Below are 21,032 nucleotides of genomic sequence, written 5' to 3'. Positions count from 1 at the left end.
GGCCAATCGATCTGCGCCTCGAGGGCGCTACTCGTTCTCCCCGGATTCGATCTCCGGCACTTCGCTTGCCTTGACCTCCAGATCGAGGTCCGAAGTAAATCCGCCGTTACCGTCGATCGAATGTGTAACGCGCGCAATGATCCAGTTGCACTCGTCGATGACACGTTTGTAACCGCGCACGGTTACAGGTAACTCGGTCATCAGCTCGGGGCGGCCGAGCGCAAGCACGATGCTGAATTCTGCGACGCCGCGCTGTAACTTCTCCCACTCTGCCTTCGCCGCGCGCGTCGCGTTTGCCTTGTTCGCATACGTGTGCCGCAACGTCTTGACGTTCTCGGCCGTGCCGAACAATACGTCGCCGCTCTTGTCGATCGGCTTCTTCTTTGTCGTGCGCTGTCGGCGCCGCTTCACCGTGGTTGCCTGTCGGCGCTGAACTCGACCTGGCTGAACGAAAGCGCGACGCTGTTTCGCCGGCGCTACTACAAGAACGGGAGCCACGCGGGCTTCATCCTGTACATGACCGACGCGGCCGAGAAGCAGGAGGACGTCGACAACCTGCGCTCGGCATTGAAGAACGCGAAGGGGCCGGGCAATTTCCGGAACCTGTTCATGTACGCGCCGAAGGGGAAGAAGGACGGCATCCAGCTCCTGCCGATCGGCGAAGTCGCGGCGAAGGACGAGTTCTGGAACATCAAGAAGGTGACGGTCGAGGATCAGCTCGCGGCGCACCGCGTGCCGCCGCAGCTCATGGGGATCATCCCGTCGAACGCGGGCGGGTTCGGCGACGTGGAGAAGGCGGCCGGGGTGTTCAATGGCCTCGAGATCGATCCGCTGAAGGCTCGGCTCCGGGAGGTGAACGATTGGCTCGGGGTCGAGGTCGTGCGGTTCAGGGACTTCGAGATGCCGAAGGGCTGACGCCCGAGCGCACACCTGGCAACGCAAAGCCGCCGGGCACTTCGGTGCCGGCGGCTTTTTTGCGTCTGGTGCCCGTGCGCCGGCGCGGCGGAATAGGGCGCCTCAGGCCGGCCGCTGGACAGCAGCCCCCAAGGCTTGGCCGAGCCTGCGCCAGGGCCGTGGCGGGCTGCCTGACGCGCCGGCGGCGCACTCCTGGGGCCGGAACGCTGCCCCAAGGATGACGATTCAGACCCGGCGCGCGCAGTTGTGACCCCGCCCCACCTGCCCGCAAAAACGAAAGGTTTTTATGCACTCATGCGGGGCGGGCTCGGGGCCGTCTAGCTTGGGTGTGGCGGCGAGCAGCCGACCGATTCATCTATGCACTTTTATGCGCCATGGTTATGCAATCTCCCCGATCCCTGGCCCAACTTGGGCGGCGGGCTCGTGCAATGCGCGAGCAGATGCAAAAATGGCCGCGGAATCGCGGCCATCTTGTACGTCCCCGATAGGTATTATCGAGACAGATTCGCAATACGTTTCAGGCTGACTCGACCGTACAGGTCAGCGTCAAATTCCCGTCGCAGAGCAGCATAGGCTTCGTCGTTCGCCTCGGCCGACTCAGTCTCTGGCGCTGGCTTTGTCGGGTGGATGAAAGGACTAACTTGTTCGTGGCGCAGTAGTTCCATGAACTCTTCGGATGTAACAAACCTAGGCTCGGTCATGGTGGGCTCACTCGTGCGTTAGTTTGATTGCCGTGCAAAGTATCGCGGATTGAGATCCGCGCGGAAGTAGTGTTTTCGCTTGATCCAAACAAGCCCCTCGGAGCGCGTGATTACAGCGACGTCGACAGGACCGCCAACTGATTGCGTGCGCTGGGTCACCTTTTCCTTCAAAGATTCTAGCACGACCAAAGTTTCTGCCAACTCAGCCATCTCGCTCGGCGGGAGACCCGAGATGACGGAATTGAGGGGCGCATAGTGCGAGTTCCACGTCTGCCTCGTCCAGGCCTGCGAGAAATCGCGTTTTGCCTGCTCGATGCGCTGCGGCACGCCGGCCGCCACGGCCGGATCGAGGTTCAGCCCTGCAATCAGACCTTCCGCATGTGTCGTAAACAGGTTGGTGACGGTGTTGAAGACTTCCGGCGCGAAGCCGGACATGAAGGTCTGAACCATCGACTTCATCGCGAACGCATCGATGTGAGCGTCGACATTGTGATCGATGGCTTTTTTGGAATATTCGACGGCAATCAGCTTGTCTAGGAGAAAACCGTAATATCGTATTTCTATATACGAGGGCAAATATTCTTTCTCGCCATACCCCGCGACGACGATGCCCGAGTATTGACCATCAAAGTGCCAGTGGTAGAAGCGATACAGCGATTCAATAACGACATCGGCAAAGGCGTCCGCGTCGACAACAGTCGCGAGATGATGATGTTGGCCGGGCACACCGAGATAATCGGCAATCTCGTGAGCTAGCCACGCTCGCTGACGAGTTTTCGCATCCACCACATCAGCATCGGTGAACTGACTTCCGAGCGGCGTTGCTGCGTTCAGTGCAATTTCGGTCTCCATGAACGTGCGCATTGTCGCCTGCAGCACGTCAGGCTGCCCGTTCTGTATAAGAGCGGGGTACACCGTGAGAGCTTTGTCGAGCAGTCTGAAGAAGCCGCCAGCTGCCAATTGCCGGAAATGCTTCTCGCGATGGGCCGGAGGGAACAGAGCCGTGTGATCGCGAATGTAATCGACCAGGGATGTCGCGTAATCCGAAAGCGTGTCGCGCGTGTCACCGACTTCACTTCGAAACGATTTGATGACCAATTCCCACGGAACTTCTTGCAGGTCAGCCGCGTTGTAAAGCATGACGCCGACTGGAGCAGCTTTCGCAAGCTGGAAAATCTTGTTGGCCCCAGTTGCGAAAGTGTATTGCTCCGCGCCAGCAGCGGGAGACGTGAAGGTTACTGCGCTGTCTGCTGCGAGAGCGACAGCGAGACGATTCAAAACGGCAACTTCACAAGTCATCGCAATCCCCGTTTGCTTGTTGTTTGTCGGAGATAGTCTACTACCTCGCCAGTGTGTCTACGCGCCCGGCGAGTTGCGACCGAGGCGTCTGAACTGTCGCGTCGCGGGCTGGGAATTGCTTCCTGTTGGTGGCCAATCGCCGTTTAAAACGCTCGTTTTCCACTATTTGGGAACGAGATCCCAACTCCTAGACTCCCGCTACGTCCCACCTCGTGCCTGAGTACGGATGGTTTCTTACCCCGGTCACGGTCCCCCTGTGGCCGGGGTTTTTTGCGTCCTGTCGCCTCGGCGCGAGGCCGCAGGGCAGCGTACCGGGTACCCACTGTGCTAGCAGGACTGTACTATCTGATAATAATCACAAGCACGATGACCGCCGATTCGAACGCGAGCCGGATGACAACATGTCGCCCCAGTGTGGCGCTTACGTATCAGTAAGACAAACCATGAAAAAAATCCAGGACAACCAGACGATCTTTTATCCGGAGCTCAACGAATTTTGTCGAAAGTACTTGGATTCGTCAAAATCTGTAAGCTTGATGGATCAAAATTTGTTCCCTCAGCGAATAAGTGATATACAAAAATCAATATTTGAGCAGCTGTTGCTTTTTGATGCAGTATCATTTCGAGTGCACGGCGAAAACATCCCTCTAGCTGTATTGATCAATTTTTTCGGTCGCAAAGGGTTTGATGCACTGGTTGAGCAGGAGGCGCTACACTTCGTCTTATGGACGCAAAACATCATGCATTTGGTGAGCGACGCAAAGGGTATTAATCCTTTGTGTTGGGGGAAATTCAACGAAGGGCCGCATACCGATCCCATTCAATCCATTGAGCTAGGGTTGAACTGGGTAAGGCCAGTTCCGGGAAGGCGCGAAAAAAGTGCATTGGTGAAAAAATTACTACCTCTGTATTCTGTATCGCGGGATGGTATGGCGGAAATGGCAGTGAAGGCCACGGAGTCTGCATTTTTGTCCGGAAAGCTGACGGCTCTTGGTCTTGATCCTAATGTAATCGAATTAACGAATTTTCCGAAAGCTAAGCGCGAGCTTATGAATAAATGCGCGGATGAAGTTATTTCGTATACGTTGATGTGTGAAGAGCGTCTGACATCCTACTCGAATTTCGATTTTTTTCATTTTTTCAACGATTCAGCTAAAAAAATCACCTCATTGAATTCGGTTGCTGAGGGGTATGCTGAAATTGCGAAGATTCAGAATGTTCCAGATTTAAAGGTTGTATTTGATTCGTTGGATAAGCCATTGGAGCGAATCGCAAAGTTCCGCAACAAGCGAAGTTCTAAAAAATTTCGTGGCTGGCTTGCCGATGCGCTCGACCGTTCTTCGGGAGAGGAACTCACACGGGAGTACATAGATGCATTGGTAGCGCCGAAGGGTTTCTTCCAGAAAGATATTGGAAAGATAACCAAGGCCATTGCGACCACCGCCATCGGGACGGGTATTGGATCTCTGTTGGACACAAAGCTCGCGGGCGCGAAGGTCGTCGCGGGCATGGCAGCAACGACGGTGCTTCAGCCTGTTGCTGATTTTGGCCTTGATCTTGTAGACACGTACCTGTTGGAAGGAATCACCAAAGGCTGGACGCCCCGCATGTTCTTCGACGACTTAGAACGATGGAAGGTCGAATCAGCGAAAGCGAAGACAACAACGCAGGATCATTAAGGATGCTAGCCGATAGGCAGTGTTTGGCGCGAACAACGCTCGCGCCTAGCGGTTACCCGGCTGCCATGGTTGGTCGCGTCGCCTTCGCGGATGAATGCTGAACTCATCCCGAATCCTCACGGGAAATCCGCGGCGACTGTAGGACGCGCTCCAGATACAACTATCCTGCAAGAGTTACCGAGGCGAAATGATGAGAGGGGTACGGCGGAGAATGAAGTGCCGCAAACCGGTTCACTGAGTCTGGACCGAAGTACAGTGAAATTACAGTTGGGGTGAGCTTGGGCAGCTCTGATTGACCTTGATTAGCCTTGGTTTTGCAAATTGCGAGTTGCGCAAGGCATTGATTTATAAATAGTTTTGGTGCGCTGGTAAAACTCCGAAGGCAGTGTTTGGCGCGAACGACGCTCGCACCTAGCCGGTTATGCGCGTGGGTTATCGAGTTTTCGCGTTTTGTGCAGTTCGATCAATAGCTGTTGAGCTGGTCATCCGACACATTGAAGCGGTGCAGCCCTTCGGTTGCCACGTGTGTTGCTACGCGCCCTGCAAGTTGCGACCGAGACGTTTGAATTGTCCCGCCGCGGGCTGTCATTGCTTCCCGTTGGTGGGCAATTGCCGTTTAAGATGCTCGTTTTCCACTATTTTGGAACGAAATCCCGCCTCCTAGACTCCCGGTACGTCCCGCCTCGTGCCTGAGTACGGACGGTTTCTTACCCCGGTCACGGTCCCCCTGTGGCCGGGGTTTTTTGCGTCCTATCGCCTCGGCGCGAGGCTGCAGGGCTGCGAACCGGGGAGCGCGCGCGCCACTTCAATTTCTATCCTGTACGCTTCCACCGTACCTCGAAAATTAATTGTTTGTCCCTAGATTTCATGACCAGTCCAGATGCACCCGTCAAAGAGCGGGCAACGATCGTATGCTGCGATGGCCCGCGCGTGCTGTTGGTCTCACGCGCAGCGTCACGATGGGCGTTGCCCGGAGGCACGATAAAAGTCGGTGAATCGCCGCTTGACGCAGCTCATCGGGAACTGTGGGAGGAGACGGGTTTGATCGACCTGAACCTCACCTATGCCATGCACTTCGGCGGCCTCAGCAAGCTGCACCACGTGTTTATCGGGTCGTTCGTCGCTGAACAGAAGCCGCAGCCGAGTAACGAAATTGCTCGATGCAAATGGTTCCGCCACGATGCGGTCGCCAATATCCGGGCGAGCATTCCTACGAAGAAAATCATCGAACTGGTATTCGACGGCGAGCTGCACGCGTAGCGCCGTTTTTCAGTTCCGGCACACTCGCTCGTAGCTATACTTCGGAGCACCCATTGGGGGCTCACCCGCACCGAGGCGTAAATGGACAGCGCGTACACATATCGCGGATACACGATCGACGTCCGCTGCGAGTATCAGTTCGATCAGGCGAGCGCAACCCTCACGACGGATCACGTCGATGCGGGTTTCGTTGCTGTCGTGCAGGTTCGCGCGACGGCGGCGCCGTCGTTCTTTCTCGCGCCGATTCGCCTGGCCGATGATCGCGGTAAGCCATTTGCCGACGGCCTAGAAGCCTTGCGGGCCGGTCGTTCCGCAGGTGAAATCATCATTGACGATCTGCTCGTGGACCTGGGGCGCGACAGTCTCGGCGCTCAGTGATGATGTTTTCGTCGCAGCTCGTGTACGGAGTACACGACGAGGAAGATACCCATCATCGCGATCCCTGACGACAGAAAGTCGTTCAGTGTCCCCGTGCTATTCAGGGCGCGCGGAAACAGGCTGAGGCTCAGCCCGACCAATGTAAGAATCACGCCTGCAGCGATTCCCCAGCCCGGACCGGCATTTTCATTGGTTGTATTTTTCATATTGCCCTCGTCGAAAATCACTCCCTTAGCACTGGCGAACAGCATTTTGCTTCTGGCAAGAGTGCTCGCAAGTGCCTCTTCCCGCAGTGCTTCACAATCATCTATCGAAGATATGTGGAGGGCAACTAGAGAAAGGGCGCGTTTCCAATACGATGCGAGCCCTTGCCACATAAGGCTCGGGAGCATGCAAATTATCCGGATTTGGAAACGTGGAATTACGCTAAGCCCTTGTAGTTTCTAGGAATTTCAAGTGCTTTGTAATCATCAGGTGGCGGGTTCGAGTCCTGCAGCCGGCACCAAATCCGAAAAGGGGTTACGGAATTTTCCGTAGCCCCTTTTTTCGTTTCGGCGCAATCACCAACAACGCGCTGAGCGCCGACGTCTTACGTCCCCGTTCCGATTCGCACCACGTGCGCCGCACGCAAGGTTTCACCGAACATTTTCCCCATCGCCACACCGCACTTCCTTGCGAGACTGTCGGAATCGAGACACGTTTCCCCGTTGGCGCGTGCCTTGTAGATCGGCTTGATCGTATAGCGGGTACCACCGGGTTTGTCGTTGGTCGCCGGCACCGGTGCAGTCGTAACGTCCGATACCTCCATCTGCCACGTCGCGCTGATGGGCGTGCCGTAGCGCATCATGTCGGACTCCGTGAACAAGCGGATCGTGTGACTTGGGCTCATGGCCTGCAGCGCGGACGGTACCGGATTCACGAATTTCATCACGTCGAGTTCCACGACTTTCGTCGGCACGTCCGCCAGTGCGCCCTGGATGCCTTCGCCCAGTCCGACCAGATAGGCGCGGCCCTCCTTACCGAACGACGGCGCGTCGAACATCCTGCCGTCCACGACGATCAGAATGCCGCTCGCCTGCGTTGGCGTAGCGCCCGCCGTGCCCTCGCCGAGGAGACTGGGTGTCGCAACGCAGCCGCTCACCAGCGCTGCAACGACGCACACTGCGATTCCACGCATTGTTTTCATAGTTGGCCTGTCGGGCAAATCCTCGCGTCGGCATCGAGGCCATGCAGCCGTGCGCCGAGTGTTCGCGTGATTGTCGTGTACGTCGCGCGGTTTGCCAACGCATCGTCCAACATCTGTCAAAACGTAATCCTGCCGCGCATGTCGCCAACCGGCGCCGAACATGTCCGCCCGAAGCCTGAATCGTCGCGAATGCGCGTAGCCGGCCGGCGGCATCTTCCGCCTCCCGCGCCCCGCAATTCCGCCAGCCAGCACGCATCGCTACGCCCCCGTTTCCCTGTCACGCCCGCGTCACGCTGCGCCCCTAACGTTGCACATTCCCGTCGCGGCGCCGTCGTCGCGATCCGGGCGTGCGCACTCCGCACGCGACGCCGTGCCCGCGTCGCGCAAGCGGCCAACCGGGATCTCGCTCCCGACAGCGCATCGACCATGCACCGCGCCATTCCATTCGAAAACACGATCGACGCCGATTGAGTTGGATCGCGGACGATCAGGAGACACGGACCATGCTGAGTCCACATGAATTTTCGATGCTGCTGCGCATTGCTCGCGCGCCGGACAGCGTCGACCCGTCGAACCCGGCTTTCGCCGTGCTCGTCGAAAAGCGGCTCGTTGACGATACGCAGGTACGCGTGAATGCGGTGGCTGCACGCCCGGCGCTGACGCCGATCGGACAGCTGCTGCTCGCGCGCTTTGACGAAGCTGCTTGAGGGGAAACGAACAGAACTGCAGAAGCGCGTCACGCCTTCGCCGCAGCGAAGGACGTGACGCGATGAAAGCGCGGCGAACCGCTTACTGCGCGAGCGGCACCGTCACGTCGCTGCCGAACCAGTGCATCGAGATCTTCTTCAACGTGCCTTCCTTGCGCAGCGAATCCAGCGCATCGTTGATCGCCTTCTCGAACTTCGGATTACCCTTGCGGAACGGGATCGCCATCTCCTGCTTGCCGCCGTTGAGCACCGCGCCCGAGCGCAGCGGCAGGTTTGACGTCTTGATCATGTACGGCAGCATCAGGCGGTCGTCGAGCGTCGCCTCGATCCGGCCCGCGGCGAGGTCGCGCAGCTTTTCCGGCGCGCCCGGATACGTCTGCACCTCGATGCCCGGCACGCTGCGCGCCATCTGGTCGTAGTTGGTGCCGAGCGTCACGCCGAGCTTCTTGCCCTTGAAATCCTCGAGCGACTTGAAGTTGCGCGTGTCGTCCTTGCGCTGGATCAGCTGCGCGGCCGAGTACGTGTACGGCTGGCTGAAGTCGAGCACTTCCTTGCGCTGCGGCGTGATCGTGACCTGGTTGACGATCACGTCGAACTTGCCGGCCTGCAGCCCCGCGATGATCCCGCTCCATTCGGTCGGGATGAACTGCGTCTTCACGCCGAGCTTGCCGGCGACCGCATTCGCGACGTCGACGTCGAAGCCCTCGAGCTGACCGGAGGTGCCGCGCGAGTTGAACGGCGGATACGTGCCTTCGAGCCCGACGCGCAGCACGCCGGCTTTCTTAATCGAGTCGAGCAGGTCTTCCGCGTGCGCGGCGACGGCCGTGAAACCGAGGGCCGACGCGAGCAGCAGGCCCGACAGAAGGAACTTCGAACGTTTCATCGCAGATCTCCAGTGTTTCAATATGGTAATTGTGCGCCGGGCATCGAGCGTGCCCGGGCTGGGCCGGAATACGGGCACGTAGACACTACTCGCAACCGGCCCGTGCCGAAAGTCGAATGGGCCCTGATTGCAATCGATTTCAGCGGGCGGCGGGTGCAGTGCAGAGTGACGACGCGGCATCTCATGCGTTTAGAAATGCGCTTTTAAATCAGGGTCATTTCCGTTTCGTGCCATTGGCATCACGAATACGACGAACTCGACAACCGGCGACGTACTGTGCGGCCGGACGGGCATGCCGTCGACTGGTTGATGTACGGTTCCGGCCATGTGCACCGGATGCTGCTCGATGGTGAGGAGCGCGTGCAGTTCGAGCGCGATGATCTTCATCGCGAGACGGTGCGCGTGCTGTCGAGCACGGTCGGGCAGCGCACGCACTGCGATCCGGCAGGGCGCGTGCTGCAGCAGACGATTCAACGGTCGACGTCGCCCGCGCCGCTCGCCGAGCGGCGGTATCGTTATGTCGCGGCGGGGCAGTTGTCGCGGATCGAGGACTGCTCAAATCTCTGGTATGCAACGGGCATTCCGAAATCAATACGGATGTACGCACGGAATTCAATGAGGCCGCTAGACGGATGAGGGCAGCAGGTGTTCCAGAAGATGTCGTGAGGCGAGCTATGCGGCAAAATTACAAGCATTTTGACTGTTTTGGATCTTTCAATGCCAAATAGAGCGAATCTTAGCCAGCACTTCGAACTGAGAGTTCCCGCGCTGCTTGCCCAGATTCATGCTGCGGAGGCGAAGGTCGGACTGTCTTTTCCTAAAGAGTACGTTGACTTTCTTCTAATTACCAATGGGCTCAATTCGACTGGCTGCTTGGCCCTGCATGAGATAGAAGTTTTGCCTGAGCGAAATATAGAATATGAAGTCCAGAAGTACTTTCCTGGATATTTCATGATTGGCGATGATAGCGGCGGTCAAGCAATTCTGATCAATGCTGCCGGAGAGGTGTTTGAAGTAGGAATGGGCGTAACGAATCCAAAGTTCCTGGAGAGATCGGCCGATTCACTTACCGATCTGTTGGTGAAGCTCAAAGGCTTGACGCTTGGGGAGAGGTGAGATCAGGACCGATCTTGACTGCGATAAGGTACTTAACGATGCGGGAATTTAATTCGAAGGATTTGGATGCTCTGGATTTCGAGGGCGTTCGCAGTGCATTGCTCGGGGGGGAGGGGGGATTTCCCTCGAAAAAGTCGTCTGTCTACCGGAGGCTGATGTTTTGTGTTGCGCGTATATGGGAAAATATTTCAATGTGAAATTTGATCTGGATTACGGAGTTTCTCTTGAGGCTGTGAGTGATTTTTCCGTTGATGAGCTTGAGGACATTGCTCGAATTTTGATGTGCTAGAAGATGATGGGCTTCCAAGGGTGTTGTCGGCGAGCCGCTTCCCTCAGCACTCGCGCGACGCAGGATGATCAAGCCCGACCAATTTCCCCGTCGCGGAATCGGCATAATGACGGCCTGCCAACGTGACACCGCGGCGCCCAGCAAAACTCATCCTCGTTACAAACGCACTACCCATGTCGACCATCACCGCGACCACCGCGTCGCTGAAGCACATTCTCGAACACCCCGGCGATTTCTCCGGATGGCTCTGTCTGCCGCCGACGCCATGGACGCTCGATACAGAAGGCGTATTCATCGAAGACGCCGACCACACTGAAGCCGACATGCCGCCCGCCACGGCCCCGCAACCCGGCTGGCGCGTGACACTGAACAGCGCGACGATCGAGGACATCGTAATCAACGCACATGACCAGGTCGACGAACCATCAGTCGCGCAATTGTTCGATGCATTCGTGTTCTACGTCGACAACGACGAGTTCATCCTGCTCTGACGACGCGCGCAACGTGCCACGCGCCACAGTAAAAAAGGACCGCTGAGCGGTCCCTTTTTGATGAAGCATCAGCGCGGAACGAAGCCTGCCCCTCAAGGCAACGAAATCGTCAAATTCGCAGACTCCGGCCCGACCTTGACGACTTGCGAATAAGGCGCCAACGCCTGCAGCGTCTTGTCCTTCAGATACGTATTGAGCCCGAGATACCCCAGCAGTGCGACCAGCGCGAACACCGCCCCGATCGCCCAAACCGGCACCTCGCGCTTCAACCGATGCGCGATCTGGTCGGGCAGCGGCCAATGCGGCGCGAACGGTGCGCGCTTGCCTTTCATATGCGCGATCTCGTCGCCCAGCCGCGCGGTGAGATAAGCCAGCTTCTCCGGCCCCTCGAGCAGATACTTGCCCTGGAACCCGAGCAGCAGGCACATATGAAACACCTCGAGCGACTGCAGCCGCGCCGCGCCCTGCGCGCGACATTCCTCGAGATACTGAAAGAACTTCTCCCCCGCGAGCTGCTCGCCGAACAGCACGAGCTGCAGCGGCCGGCGCTCCCAGTCGGCCCGAATCTTGAACTGCGACGACAGCACCATTTCATCGACCGCCGCGCAATACGCGAACTTCGCGCCGTACACGTCTTCCGCAGCGATATTCAGCTTCTTCGCGCCGCGCTCGAAATCCGACAGGAATTCCTGGATCTTCGTGCTGAACTCGCTCGCGCTGTCCGGCTCGCGGCCGTTCTTGAGCAGGAACAGCATGAAGAACCCGTCGTACAGCAGGTCGACCAGCGAACGGGCCTGGAACGCGGCGTCGGTCGACGCCGGGGTCTGCAACGGTGCCGGCGTGTTGTCGCCGAACAGGGAGGGCGCGTAGCTCATGAGGTGACCGCGATCAGTTCGAATTTCAGGTCATTGATGCCAGTCGGCGCGTAGATCATCGCGGACTGGGCCTGCAGCATGCGCTCGTACAGCGCGCCGCGCGAATCGAGCGAGAAATAGCACGCGCCCGGCCGCACGGGGATCGCGGGCGGCACCTGCGGCGTGTACGCAAGCCGCACGCCGGGCATCGCCGACAGCACGAGCTTGTCGACGTCGTCAGGCGCACCGACCTTGAAGCGGGCCGGCACGGCGTCGACGAGCTCGACGTTCGGCATGTCGGCGGACACGGCCAGGTAGAACTCGGTCTTGTCGTCGATCTTGCCGGAATCGAGGCGGCCGAGGTGGAACGACGGACGCACCTCGTCGAGCGTGATCGCGAAGTAGCGCGTCGAGATCACGGTGTCGAGCAGCTCGCGCAGCATCAGGTCGAGACGCGCGAAGCTCGGGCCCGGATCGTCGTGGCGATACACGGGCAGGTCGGCGAGCGTATAGCCCTTCGAGAACGTCATCAATTGCCCCGCGAGGCGCAACAGTTCCTGGAACAGTCGTTCCGGATGCAGCGCCGCATGCTGGTGCAGATGCGCGAGCGTCGCGAACGCGGCGTTCGCGGTGTGCAGCAGCCAGAACGACGCGATGTCGCCCGAACGGAACTCGATGATGTTCTTCGACGGCTCGCGGTGAAAGCCGTACAGCGCGTTGACCTTCGCCTGCAGCGCGTCGACCAGTTGGCGCAACCGCTGGTGCAGGATCGGCGAAGCCTCGATCGCGAGGCACGGCGGCACGAAGCTGTCGTCGATCTCGAAGCCGGACGTCGCGGTGCGGCGCACGCGCACGAGCGGCACCGACAGCAGCTGGTCGCGCGGCTCGCTGTGCGCGATCAGCTTGACCTGGGTCTTCAGGAACGTGATGTCGGCTTCGGCGGCGTCGGTGAAGTTGTCGGCGACGCTCGTCTGCTCGCTGACGAAACGCGTCATGAAACCGGCGGCCGGATCGTCGCTGTAGTTGGTGCCGTTCTCGCGCAGCGGGTGCAGCGCGAGGTAGAACACGAATTCGTTGATGCCGTCGGGCAGCGTGTCGAGCGCGATCGGCGGCGGCAGGTCGTCGGCCTGCGGCGCGGCATACAGCGCGCCGTCCGGGAACACGAGCGCGAGCTCGGCCACGCGCAGCACGTTGCTGCCGAGCGCATCGCGGTCGATGCGCACGGAGCGCACGCCCCAGTTGTACGGCTGGATCGCCTGGATGGATTCGAACAGGCGCGCCTCGTGGTAGGCGTCCTGACGCTGAAAGTGTTGAGGCCGGAGGAACAGTCCTTCCCCCCACAGCACCTTGGCCGAATAACTCATGTCAAATCCGGTTAATGTGGCGTTGCGATGTAATCGATTTGGTCATGCCCGAATTAACTCGCCAATTGTTAACTCTTGTTAATTGACATTCGCGCGTCATGTCTTTAACCGCAGCTGACCGACGAAAGCATATTCAGCGGTTGCGAAGGCGCGCCTTGTTGCGGTGCGATCACGGAACCATCGGTGACCGTCATCGCGCAATTATGCAGGCCGATGATTATGCCGGATTTCTCCGACTTCGCCGGGTCGAACGTCAGTTTCCATCGCTGGATTGCGGGATCGCGGAACAGCGCGACGATGCCGAATGCCTGCGCTTCGCGCGATACCTTTTCGGTCGCGGTATAGCGCTGGCCCGGAATCAGCGTGATTTCACGCACGTTCAGCAGATCGGCGCCCAGCGCGGCCTTTTCCTTGGTCGGATCGGTGAACGCATCGAACGGCGCCTGCTGGAACGAAGTCGGATCCTTCAGCGCGTAGAGTCTCACCACTAATGCGAGCGGCTTGCGATCGTTCGCGGCATTCAGGTTGGACGCGGCGGCGAGCGTGAGCCCGATGTTGCGCGGCGGCTTCTGGGCATCCGGCAGGTCGGGCTTGCCGACGCCGGCAGCCTGCAGCACGGCGCTCGCGGCGGAGCCGAGCAGCGGGGCGGCCGCGCATCCGGCCAGGAGCGCGCAGGCGATCAGCGGCAGCGCATAGCGAATCATGGACGATCTCATCGTATTTCCGGCGTGCCGCCTTTAACTCCCCTGTCAAAACTACCGGGCCTTGCGCGTTCTCCGCGTATGTCCGGCTTATCTGGTGTTCAACTATTAAGCAAACGTGCGACGCATCGCGTCCCCGGAAAATTTTTCCGTCGCCCTGGCGATGCGTTGCCGGGCAAGTAAAACTTGCGCATTCCGGTCGATGGGAAAGCCGCCGCGGGGCCGTTGCCAGAGGCGTTTCGAGGGGTAGCGCTCGGTTTTAAAAGGAATTACTCTGCACGCAGCGATTGAATTATGAAAAATTGATCGGTACTATACCCGCGCGCTTCTTGCAAAGCAAAAGAACCAGATTCTCAACGATTTTAATACTCACGCGCCGGTGGATATAAGATGAAAGACCGTCTCTTCGCAAAACTTTCTGGGGTAGTGCTGGCTTGCGGCGTGATCGCCGGTTGCGCGAGCCAGCCGCCGGCGCCGCCGACTGCCGAGGTGTTCAACAAGTCGCTGGCCGATGCAGACGCCGTTGCGAAGTCGGGTGACCAGGACAAGGCTCTCGGCCTGTACCAGCAACTCGCGAAGTCGGATCCGACGCGCGAGGAGCCGTGGTCGCGCATCGCGCAGATCCAGTTTGCCCAGAACCACTATGGCCAGGCGATCGTCGCCGCGCAGGAAGCGCTGCAGCGTGACGCGACCGACCGCCAGGCCAAGAGCGTGCTGGCCGTCGCGGGCCTGCGGATCGCGACGCAGTCGCTCGGCGAGTTGCGCCAGGACTCGTCGCTCGCGGGCGACGCGAAGTCGGACGCGCAGGCGCTCGCGAAGCAGCTGCGCGACACGCTCGGCGAATCGGCGCTGTTCCCGCCGGAACAACGGGTCACGAAGGCGCGTACGCCGCGCCGTATCGTTCATCGTCCGAAGGCCGGTGCGGCACCGGCCGCTGAAGCGGCAACGACCGCGCCGACGCCGCCTGCCGCGCCGCAGGCCGCCGCGGGGCAGAAGGGCGGAGCCGATCCATTCAGCGCGCTGCGCAACTGACCGCAACTGACGCGATAACCACAACTAACCTGGGAGCCGTCGAGATGGCCAAGAAAGAAAGCATTCAGAAAAGCTTGCAGAAAATTCGGCCGCCGCGCGTCCAATTGACCTACGAGGTCGAGAAGGGCGACGCGATCGAGGTGAAGGAACTGCCGTTCGTCGTCGGGGTCGTCGGCGATCTGGCGGGCCAGTCGGAAATCGAGCAGCCGAAGCTGCGCGACCGCAAGTTCGTCAATATCGACCGCGACAACTTCGACGACGTGATGAAGGCGATCGAGCCGCGCGCCGCGTTTCAGGTGGAAAACCGCCTGAGCCCGGAAGGCGGCAAGTTCGCGGTCGACCTGAAGTTCCGTTCGCTGTCGGATTTCAGCCCGGACGACGTCGTCGAACAGGTCGAGCCGCTGCGCCGCCTGCTCGAGGCGCGCTCGAAGCTCGCCGACCTGCGCAACAAGCTCGCCGGCAACGACAAGCTCGAGGATCTGCTGTCGGAAGTGCTGAAGAACACGCAGCAGCTGCAGGAGCTCGCGAAGGGCACGGGCGGCGACAAAGACGGCGAATGACGACGGAGTATTGAGATGAACCAGCAAACGGCTGCGGCCCAAGCGAGCGGCGCGGAATACGCCGCCGGGACTTCGTTGCTCGACGACATCGTCGAGAAGAGCAAGGTCGCGAAATCCGATTCCGAGCATGCGCGTGCGAAGGACCTGATCGGCGAGCTCGTGCACCAGGTGCTCGACGGCACGGTGATCGTGTCGGACAACCTGTCGGCGACGATCGACGCGCGCGTCGCGGAGCTCGACCGCCTGATCTCCACGCAGCTCTCCGCGGTGATGCACGCGCCGGAATTCCAGCGCCTCGAAAGCACGTGGCGCGGGATGGACTACCTGGTCAAGGAAAGCAACACGGGCCAGACGATCAAGATCAAGGCGCTGCACGCACCGAAGCGCGACCTCGTGCGCGACTTCAAGGGCGCGAGCGAGTTCGACCAGAGCGCGCTGTTCAAGAAGGTCTACGAAGAAGAGTTCGGCACGTTCGGCGGCTCGCCGTTCGGTGCGCTGATCGGTGACTACGAGATCTCGCGCCAGCCGGAAGACATGTACTTCATCGAGCAGATGTCGCACGTCGCGGCCGCGGCGCATGCGCCGTTCATCGCGTCGGCGTCGCCGGAGTTGCTCGGCCTCGAGTCGTTCTCCGACCTCGGCAAGCCGCGCGATCTCGGCAAGGTGTTCGACACGGTCGAATACGCGAAGTGGAAGTCGTTCCGCGATTCCGAGGATTCGCGTTACGTTGGCCTCACGCTGCCGCGCTTCCTCGGCCGCCTGCCGTTCAATCCGAAGGACGGCCAGACCGCGGAGAACTTCAACTTCGTCGAGGATGTGGACGGCACCGAGCACGACAAGTACCTGTGGTGCAACGCGTCGTGGGCGTTCGCGGCACGCCTGACCGCCGCGTTCGACGACTTCGGCTGGTGCGCGGCGATCCGCGGCGTCGAGGGCGGTGGCCTCGTCGAGGATCTGCCGACCCACACGTTCAAGACCGACGACGGTGAAGTCGCGCTGAAGTGCCCGACCGAAATCGCGATCACCGATCGCCGCGAGAAGGAGCTGAGCGACCTCGGCTTCATCCCGCTCGTCCATTGCAAGAACTCGGATTACGCTGCGTTCTTCGCCGCGCAATCGGTGCAGAAACCGAAAAAATACAGCACCGACAGCGCGAATGCGAATGCCGTCCTGTCCGCCCAGCTTCAGTACATCTTCTCGGTATCGCGCGTCGCGCACTACCTGAAGGCGATGATGCGGGACAAGATCGGCAGCTTCGCATCGGCGCAGAACGTGGAGACTTTCCTCAACCGGTGGATTTCGCAGTACGTCCTGCTCGACGACAACGCATCGCAGGAACAGAAGGCGCAATTCCCGCTGCGCGAGGCATCCATACAAGTGTCAGAGATTCCGGGCAAGCCGGGCTCGTATCGTTCGGTCGCGTTCCTGCGCCCGCACTTTCAGCTCGACGAACTCTCGATTTCTCTGCGACTTGTCGCTGATCTGCCCAAACCGGCAAATTCATAAGCGAGTAGATCGCCCGGGCGGGCCGCCTGGGTAGGACGTTAAAACCACCTCTTTGGGGAGTCGAAGGGCCATGTTACATATGCACTTGCAGTTTGGTAGTCCCGCGGTGAAGGGCGAGTCCGCGGACAAGGACCACCAGGGCTGGATCGAGCTGAAATCGTGGGATCACTCGATCGTTCAACCGCGTTCGGCAACCGCATCGACTGCTGGCGGTCACACGATGACGCGTTGCGAGCACGGCGACATGATTTTCACGAAGGAAATCGATTCGTCGAGCCCGCTGCTGTACCAACACGCTTCGGGCGGCACCACGTTCGACGAGGTGACGGTCCATTTCTCGCGCGCTGACGGTGAAGGCAAGCGCGTGCAGTATCTGGAAGTCAAGCTCAAGTACGTGATCATCTCGAGCATCGCCCCGAGCGTTCGCGAAGAAGGTCTGCCGCTCGAGACGTTCTCGCTGAAGTACGCAGCTGTGCAGTGGAAGCAAACCCAGCAGAAGATCGGCGGCAACCAGGGCGGCAACACGCAAGGCGCCTGGAGTCTGACGAAGAACGACAAGACCTACGCGGTCTAAGGTCGGTTGCGGCAACGGGGCGCGCGCGTCCCGTTGCCGTTTTCGCTGTGCGAGCCGGCTGATGAAACGATTCGAACCCAGTTTTCTCGACAAGCTGTTCGACGACGAACCGCACCTGCCGGCCTCGGCAGCGATGCGGCAATTGTCGCTGGACGAGCTCAAGAACACGGTCGCCCGCGACGTCGAGGCGATCCTCAACACCCGTATCGCGCACACCGAAATCGAACTGGCCGCGCTGCCGGAATGCCAGAAGTCGGTGCTGACCTACGGGCTGAACGATTTCGCGGGGCTGAGCCTCGCGAGTCATTACGACCGCGCGTTCATCTGCAAGTCGATCCAGCAGGCCATTGCGCGCCACGAGCCGCGGTTGCAGCAGGTGCAGGTGACGTTCGAGCTGAACGAGCAGTCGACCAACGCGCTTTACTTCGCGATCCAGGCGCTGCTCGTCGTGCATCCGGCCGAAGAGCCGGTGAGTTTCGACGCGATGTTGCAGCCGTCGACGCTGCAGTATTCGGTCACGCGCACACGCGCGGCAAGAATGCTGTGAGTCAAGCCGCCGAGCGGGCCGGACCGCCCGGTGGAGGAACAGGGTCCGGCAGGAAATATTGAGGTTCGGGGTCGTCGATGGAAGAATTGCTGCCGTATTACGAGCGCGAATTATCGTTTTTGCGGCGCTATTCGCGAGATTTCGCCGAACGCTATCCGAAGATCGCCGCGCGGCTCGCGTTGTCCGGCGAGCACTGCGAGGATCCGCACGTCGAGCGGATGATCGAGTCGTTCGCGCTGCTGGGTGCGCGCATCAACAAGAAGCTCGACGACGACTACCCGGAATTCACCGAAGCGCTGCTGGAAGTGCTGTATCCGCACTACCTGCGGCCGTTCCCGTCGTGCTCGATCGCGCAATTCACGCCGGCTTCGCCCGGCCAGCAGACCGAACCGGTCGTGATCGACCGCGGCACCGAGCTGAAGAGCCGTCCGATCCGCGGCGTGCAGTGCCGGTTCCGCACCGCGTACGACGTGACGCTCGCGCCGATCCGCATTTCGGAAGCGCGCTACATGCCGGTCGCGCTCGCGCCGAGCGCGACGGTGCTGCCCTCCAACGCGACGGGCGTGATCTCGATCACGTTCGAATCGCTCGCCGCGCAGCTCGATCTCGGCGCGCTGAAACTGCCCACGCTGCGCGCGCACCTGCACGGTGAACAGTCGTTCGTCGCCGCGCTGACCGACTGCCTGTTCGTCAATGTGCTCGGCGCGTATGTCGAGCCCGAGCGCAACGGCCGCTGGACCGCGCTGCGCAAGCTGCCGATCGCGCACGCCGGCTTCGACGAGGACGACGCGCTGATCGACTACCCGGCGAAGTCGCACCCCGCCTATCGCCTGCTCACCGAATACTTCGCGTTCCCCGACAAGTTCGATTTCGTCGATTTCGACCTCGCGGCAATTGCGCGCGCGTCGGGCCGCTGCCAGCGCGCGACGCTGCATCTGGTGCTGCAGGACGTGCGCAGCGATTCGCACGTCGCGCGGCTGCTCGAGCTGCTGACGGCCAGCCATTTCCGGCTGTTCTGCACGCCGATCGTCAACCTGTTCCGCCAGCACGGCGAGCCGATCCGCATCACGCACCGCGCGGTGTCGTATCCGGTGATCGCCGAAGCGCGCCGAGCGTTCGCGTACGAGGTGTACTCGATCGATTCGGTGAAGCTCGTCCGGCAGCAGGCGCATGAGGAATCGGTGATCGAGTTCCGGCCGTTCTATTCGCTGCATCACGGCGAATCGGCGCGGATCGGTCATTACTGGTTCGCGCGCCGCAACGACTGGGTCGCGCAGAAAAGCCCCGGATACGAAACGGAGATCTCGATCGTCGACATCGACTTCGAGCCGACGTCGCCGCAGACCGACACGCTGAGCCTCGACCTCACCTGCACGAACCGCGACCTGCCGTCGATGCTCGCGTTCGGCCTCGAAGGCGGCGACCTGTTCCAGGAAGGCGGCGCGCAGACGAGCGGCATCTCGCTGCTGCGGCGCCCGACCCAGAGCGTGCGTTTCGAGCGCGGCCGCGCCGCGCACTGGCGGCTCGTGTCGCACCTCGCGCTGAACCACGTGTCGCTGGTCGCACACGGGCTCGCGCCGCTCAAGGAAATGCTGACGCTGTACGACCTGCGGCGCACCGCCGTGTCGATGCGCCAGATCGACGGCCTCGCCGGCGTCGAGCAGCGCGGCGCCGTGCAGTGGCTGCCCGGCAAGCCGTTCGCGACCTTCGTGCGCGGCATCGAGATCCGGCTGACGATCGACGAGGAGCACTTCGTCGGCGCGAGCCTTGCGTCGTTCGTACGCGTGCTCGACAGCTTCTTCGGGCTGTATGTCCACCTCAACAGTTTCGTTCAACTAGTCGTGGTGTCGAAGCGCACCGGCGAGGAGATCATCCGATGCAAGCCCCGAACCGGCGAATCGATCCTGGCGTAGTCGACGCGCTGCTCGACGAGCCGCACCGCTTCGAATTCTTCCAGGCGGTGCGCGTGCTCGAAGGGCTGTTCGCGCGGCAGGCGTCCGATGCGCCCGGCGCATGGCGGCACGGCGACGTCGTCGCGCAGCACATCGAATTCCGCAACACGCTGTCGCTCGGCTTTCCGCCGAGCGAGATCGAAGGCGCCCGCTCGTTCCACGACGGCGGCCAGCTGCTCGATTCGGATGAGGAACGCGGCGCCGCGCTCGCGGCCGGCGAGCTCGGTCACGTCGAGCTGACGCCCGCGTTCTTCGGGCTGCTCGGCGCTCAGGGCGCGCTGCCGCTGCACTACACCGAGCAGATCGTCGCGCGCGAGCATCTGAAGCGCGACCACGCGGCACGCGCGTTCTTCGACGTGTTCTCGAACCGCGCGACCGCGCTGTTCTATGCGGCGTGGAAGAAATACCGGCTGCCGTTCCATTACGAACTCGATCGCGACGAGCGCTACCTGCCGCTGCTGCTCGCGATCGCCGGCGTGCCGAGCGACGAGATCCGCGACAGCCTCGCGGCCGGCGCGGGCGGCGTGCTCGACGAGGCCGTCGCCGGCTATGCGCTCGCCGCGCGGCACCGTCCGATGTCGGCCGCGTACCTGCAGCGCACACTGTCCGACTACTTCCGCGTGCCGGTGAAGATCGACCAGTTCGTCGGCAAATGGTACGACGTGCCGCCCGACCAGTTGAGCGTGCTCGGCGAGGTCAACGCGGTGCTCGGCGCGACGGCGCTCGTCGGCGAACGTGTGTGGCAGCGCGACATGCGCGCGCGGATCGTCGTCGGCCCGCTGTCCAAGCGCGACTACGAGGCATTCCTGCCCGGCGGCGCGCACGCCGTCGCGCTCGAACGGATGCTGACGCTGCTCGCCGGCGTCACGCTCGAATACGAGGTGAAGCTCGTGCTGAAGCGCACCGAGGTTGGCGCGAGCGTGCTCGGCGCGGGCTCGCGGCTCGGCTGGGACGCGTTCCTCTGCACGCGCGACGCGCTCGACGACCGCTCGGACGCCCGCTACGAACTGCACGTGATTCACTGATTCCAAACGACAA

21 protein-coding genes and 3 pseudogenes are annotated in these 21,032 nt (G+C 60.8%); 16 read left to right on the top strand and 8 right to left on the bottom strand.

Going from position 1 to position 21,032, the window contains the following annotated elements; genetic code table 11:
- Positions 1–27: 27 nt before the first annotated feature.
- Positions 28–423 (bottom strand): annotated as a pseudogene (locus tag ACVK00_RS28340) (phage late control D family protein); the annotation flags it as partial.
- Between ACVK00_RS28340 and ACVK00_RS28335 the strand changes: the two are divergent.
- Positions 421–915 (top strand): annotated as a pseudogene (locus ACVK00_RS28335) (phage portal protein); the annotation flags it as partial. The pseudogenes ACVK00_RS28340 and ACVK00_RS28335 overlap by 3 nt on opposite strands.
- Positions 916–1,634: 719 nt before the next feature.
- On the opposite strand, the gene ACVK00_RS28330 reads toward ACVK00_RS28335, so the two are convergent.
- The gene (locus tag ACVK00_RS28330) at positions 1,635–2,915 is read right to left on the bottom strand and encodes a hypothetical protein (protein ID WP_354122906.1); all 1,281 of its coding nucleotides are present in this window, start codon (positions 2,913–2,915) and stop codon (positions 1,635–1,637) included.
- A 443-nt stretch (positions 2,916–3,358) separates the two neighbouring features.
- On the opposite strand from ACVK00_RS28330, the gene ACVK00_RS28325 reads away from it, so the two are divergent.
- The 3 genes from ACVK00_RS28325 (at position 3,359) to ACVK00_RS28315 (ending at position 6,232) form a co-directional block, all read left to right on the top strand.
- Positions 3,359–4,594 (top strand): hypothetical protein, encoded by a 1,236-nt coding sequence (locus tag ACVK00_RS28325; protein WP_354122907.1) that lies wholly within the window; start codon positions 3,359–3,361, stop codon positions 4,592–4,594.
- A gap of 867 nt (positions 4,595–5,461) precedes the next feature.
- Complete coding sequence (locus tag ACVK00_RS28320; protein WP_354122908.1) at positions 5,462–5,854, top strand: NUDIX hydrolase; 393 nt, start codon at positions 5,462–5,464, stop codon at positions 5,852–5,854.
- Between the two features lie 81 nt (positions 5,855–5,935).
- Entirely contained in the window at positions 5,936–6,232 is a 297-nt protein-coding gene (locus ACVK00_RS28315) for a hydrogenase maturation factor (protein WP_229050520.1), read from the top strand.
- On the opposite strand, the gene ACVK00_RS28310 is transcribed toward ACVK00_RS28315, so the two are convergent.
- On the bottom strand, positions 6,226–6,624 hold the full coding sequence (locus tag ACVK00_RS28310) for a hypothetical protein (RefSeq protein ID WP_354122909.1): 399 nt from the start codon (positions 6,622–6,624) through the stop codon (positions 6,226–6,228). The genes ACVK00_RS28315 and ACVK00_RS28310 overlap by 7 nt on opposite strands.
- A gap of 197 nt (positions 6,625–6,821) precedes the next feature.
- A complete protein-coding gene (locus tag ACVK00_RS28305; protein ID WP_284888488.1) occupies positions 6,822–7,418 on the bottom strand; it encodes a hypothetical protein in 597 nt (198 codons plus the stop codon).
- A 503-nt stretch (positions 7,419–7,921) separates the two neighbouring features.
- Here ACVK00_RS28305 and ACVK00_RS28300 point away from each other — a divergent pair.
- Entirely contained in the window at positions 7,922–8,125 is a 204-nt protein-coding gene (locus ACVK00_RS28300) for a hypothetical protein (protein ID WP_006757125.1), read from the top strand.
- Positions 8,126–8,207: 82 nt separating this feature from the next.
- Here ACVK00_RS28300 and ACVK00_RS28295 read toward each other — a convergent pair whose 3' ends face one another.
- Complete coding sequence (locus tag ACVK00_RS28295) at positions 8,208–9,008, bottom strand: transporter substrate-binding domain-containing protein (protein ID WP_284888489.1); 801 nt, start codon at positions 9,006–9,008, stop codon at positions 8,208–8,210.
- A 234-nt stretch (positions 9,009–9,242) separates the two neighbouring features.
- On the opposite strand from ACVK00_RS28295, the pseudogene ACVK00_RS28290 reads away from it, so the two are divergent.
- From ACVK00_RS28290 to ACVK00_RS28275, 4 genes and pseudogenes are all read left to right on the top strand, one after another.
- Positions 9,243–9,560: pseudogene (locus tag ACVK00_RS28290) on the top strand (RHS repeat-associated core domain-containing protein); the annotation flags it as partial.
- Positions 9,443–9,736 carry a hypothetical protein gene (locus ACVK00_RS28285; RefSeq protein WP_456826970.1) on the top strand — a complete coding sequence of 98 codons (294 nt, stop codon included), beginning with the start codon at positions 9,443–9,445 and terminating at the stop codon, positions 9,734–9,736. The pseudogene ACVK00_RS28290 and the gene ACVK00_RS28285, both read left to right, overlap by 118 nt.
- Positions 9,726–10,124, top strand: coding sequence for an SMI1/KNR4 family protein (locus ACVK00_RS28280; protein WP_284888490.1), 399 nt, complete (start codon positions 9,726–9,728; stop codon positions 10,122–10,124). The genes ACVK00_RS28285 and ACVK00_RS28280 overlap by 11 nt, the downstream gene beginning before the upstream one ends.
- A gap of 462 nt (positions 10,125–10,586) precedes the next feature.
- A complete protein-coding gene (locus tag ACVK00_RS28275) occupies positions 10,587–10,904 on the top strand; it encodes a DUF7716 domain-containing protein (protein WP_284888491.1) in 318 nt (105 codons plus the stop codon).
- Positions 10,905–10,996: 92 nt separating this feature from the next.
- Here the strand turns inward: ACVK00_RS28275 and icmH are convergent, their stop codons facing one another.
- From icmH to tssJ, 3 genes are all read right to left on the bottom strand, one after another.
- Positions 10,997–11,779 carry a type IVB secretion system protein IcmH/DotU gene (gene icmH, locus ACVK00_RS28270; protein WP_228906637.1) on the bottom strand — a complete coding sequence of 261 codons (783 nt, stop codon included), beginning with the start codon at positions 11,777–11,779 and terminating at the stop codon, positions 10,997–10,999.
- Positions 11,776–13,122: a type VI secretion system baseplate subunit TssK gene (gene tssK / locus ACVK00_RS28265; RefSeq protein ID WP_228906639.1), complete on the bottom strand. Its 1,347-nt coding sequence runs from the start codon at positions 13,120–13,122 to the stop codon at positions 11,776–11,778. The genes icmH and tssK overlap by 4 nt, the downstream gene beginning before the upstream one ends.
- A gap of 104 nt (positions 13,123–13,226) precedes the next feature.
- Positions 13,227–13,838 carry a type VI secretion system lipoprotein TssJ gene (gene tssJ, locus ACVK00_RS28260; RefSeq protein WP_166722048.1) on the bottom strand — a complete coding sequence of 204 codons (612 nt, stop codon included), beginning with the start codon at positions 13,836–13,838 and terminating at the stop codon, positions 13,227–13,229.
- Positions 13,839–14,213: 375 nt separating this feature from the next.
- On the opposite strand from tssJ, the gene ACVK00_RS28255 reads away from it, so the two are divergent.
- The 7 genes from ACVK00_RS28255 to tssG all read left to right on the top strand — a co-directional run bounded on the left by ACVK00_RS28255 (position 14,214) and on the right by tssG (position 21,019).
- Positions 14,214–14,855: a tetratricopeptide repeat protein gene (locus tag ACVK00_RS28255; RefSeq protein WP_228906640.1), complete on the top strand. Its 642-nt coding sequence runs from the start codon at positions 14,214–14,216 to the stop codon at positions 14,853–14,855.
- 44 nt (positions 14,856–14,899) lie between these two features.
- Positions 14,900–15,415, top strand: a complete 516-nt coding sequence (gene tssB / locus ACVK00_RS28250) for a type VI secretion system contractile sheath small subunit (RefSeq protein WP_069619456.1) — start codon at positions 14,900–14,902, stop codon at positions 15,413–15,415.
- Between the two features lie 15 nt (positions 15,416–15,430).
- Complete coding sequence (gene tssC, locus ACVK00_RS28245; protein ID WP_006757139.1) at positions 15,431–16,921, top strand: type VI secretion system contractile sheath large subunit; 1,491 nt, start codon at positions 15,431–15,433, stop codon at positions 16,919–16,921.
- A 70-nt stretch (positions 16,922–16,991) separates the two neighbouring features.
- The gene (locus tag ACVK00_RS28240; RefSeq protein WP_006477093.1) at positions 16,992–17,495 is read left to right on the top strand and encodes an Hcp family type VI secretion system effector; all 504 of its coding nucleotides are present in this window, start codon (positions 16,992–16,994) and stop codon (positions 17,493–17,495) included.
- A gap of 61 nt (positions 17,496–17,556) precedes the next feature.
- Entirely contained in the window at positions 17,557–18,042 is a 486-nt protein-coding gene (gene tssE / locus ACVK00_RS28235) for a type VI secretion system baseplate subunit TssE (protein WP_059465243.1), read from the top strand.
- Between the two features lie 77 nt (positions 18,043–18,119).
- Positions 18,120–19,955: a type VI secretion system baseplate subunit TssF gene (tssF, locus tag ACVK00_RS28230; RefSeq protein ID WP_166722046.1), complete on the top strand. Its 1,836-nt coding sequence runs from the start codon at positions 18,120–18,122 to the stop codon at positions 19,953–19,955.
- Positions 19,919–21,019, top strand: a complete 1,101-nt coding sequence (tssG, locus tag ACVK00_RS28225) for a type VI secretion system baseplate subunit TssG (protein ID WP_284888493.1) — start codon at positions 19,919–19,921, stop codon at positions 21,017–21,019. Before tssF ends, tssG begins: the two co-directional genes overlap by 37 nt.
- Positions 21,020–21,032 lie beyond the last annotated feature (13 nt).

This window comes from Burkholderia sp. PvR073, from assembly GCF_054055695.1.
This window is presented reverse-complemented; position numbering and strand designations above follow the sequence as displayed.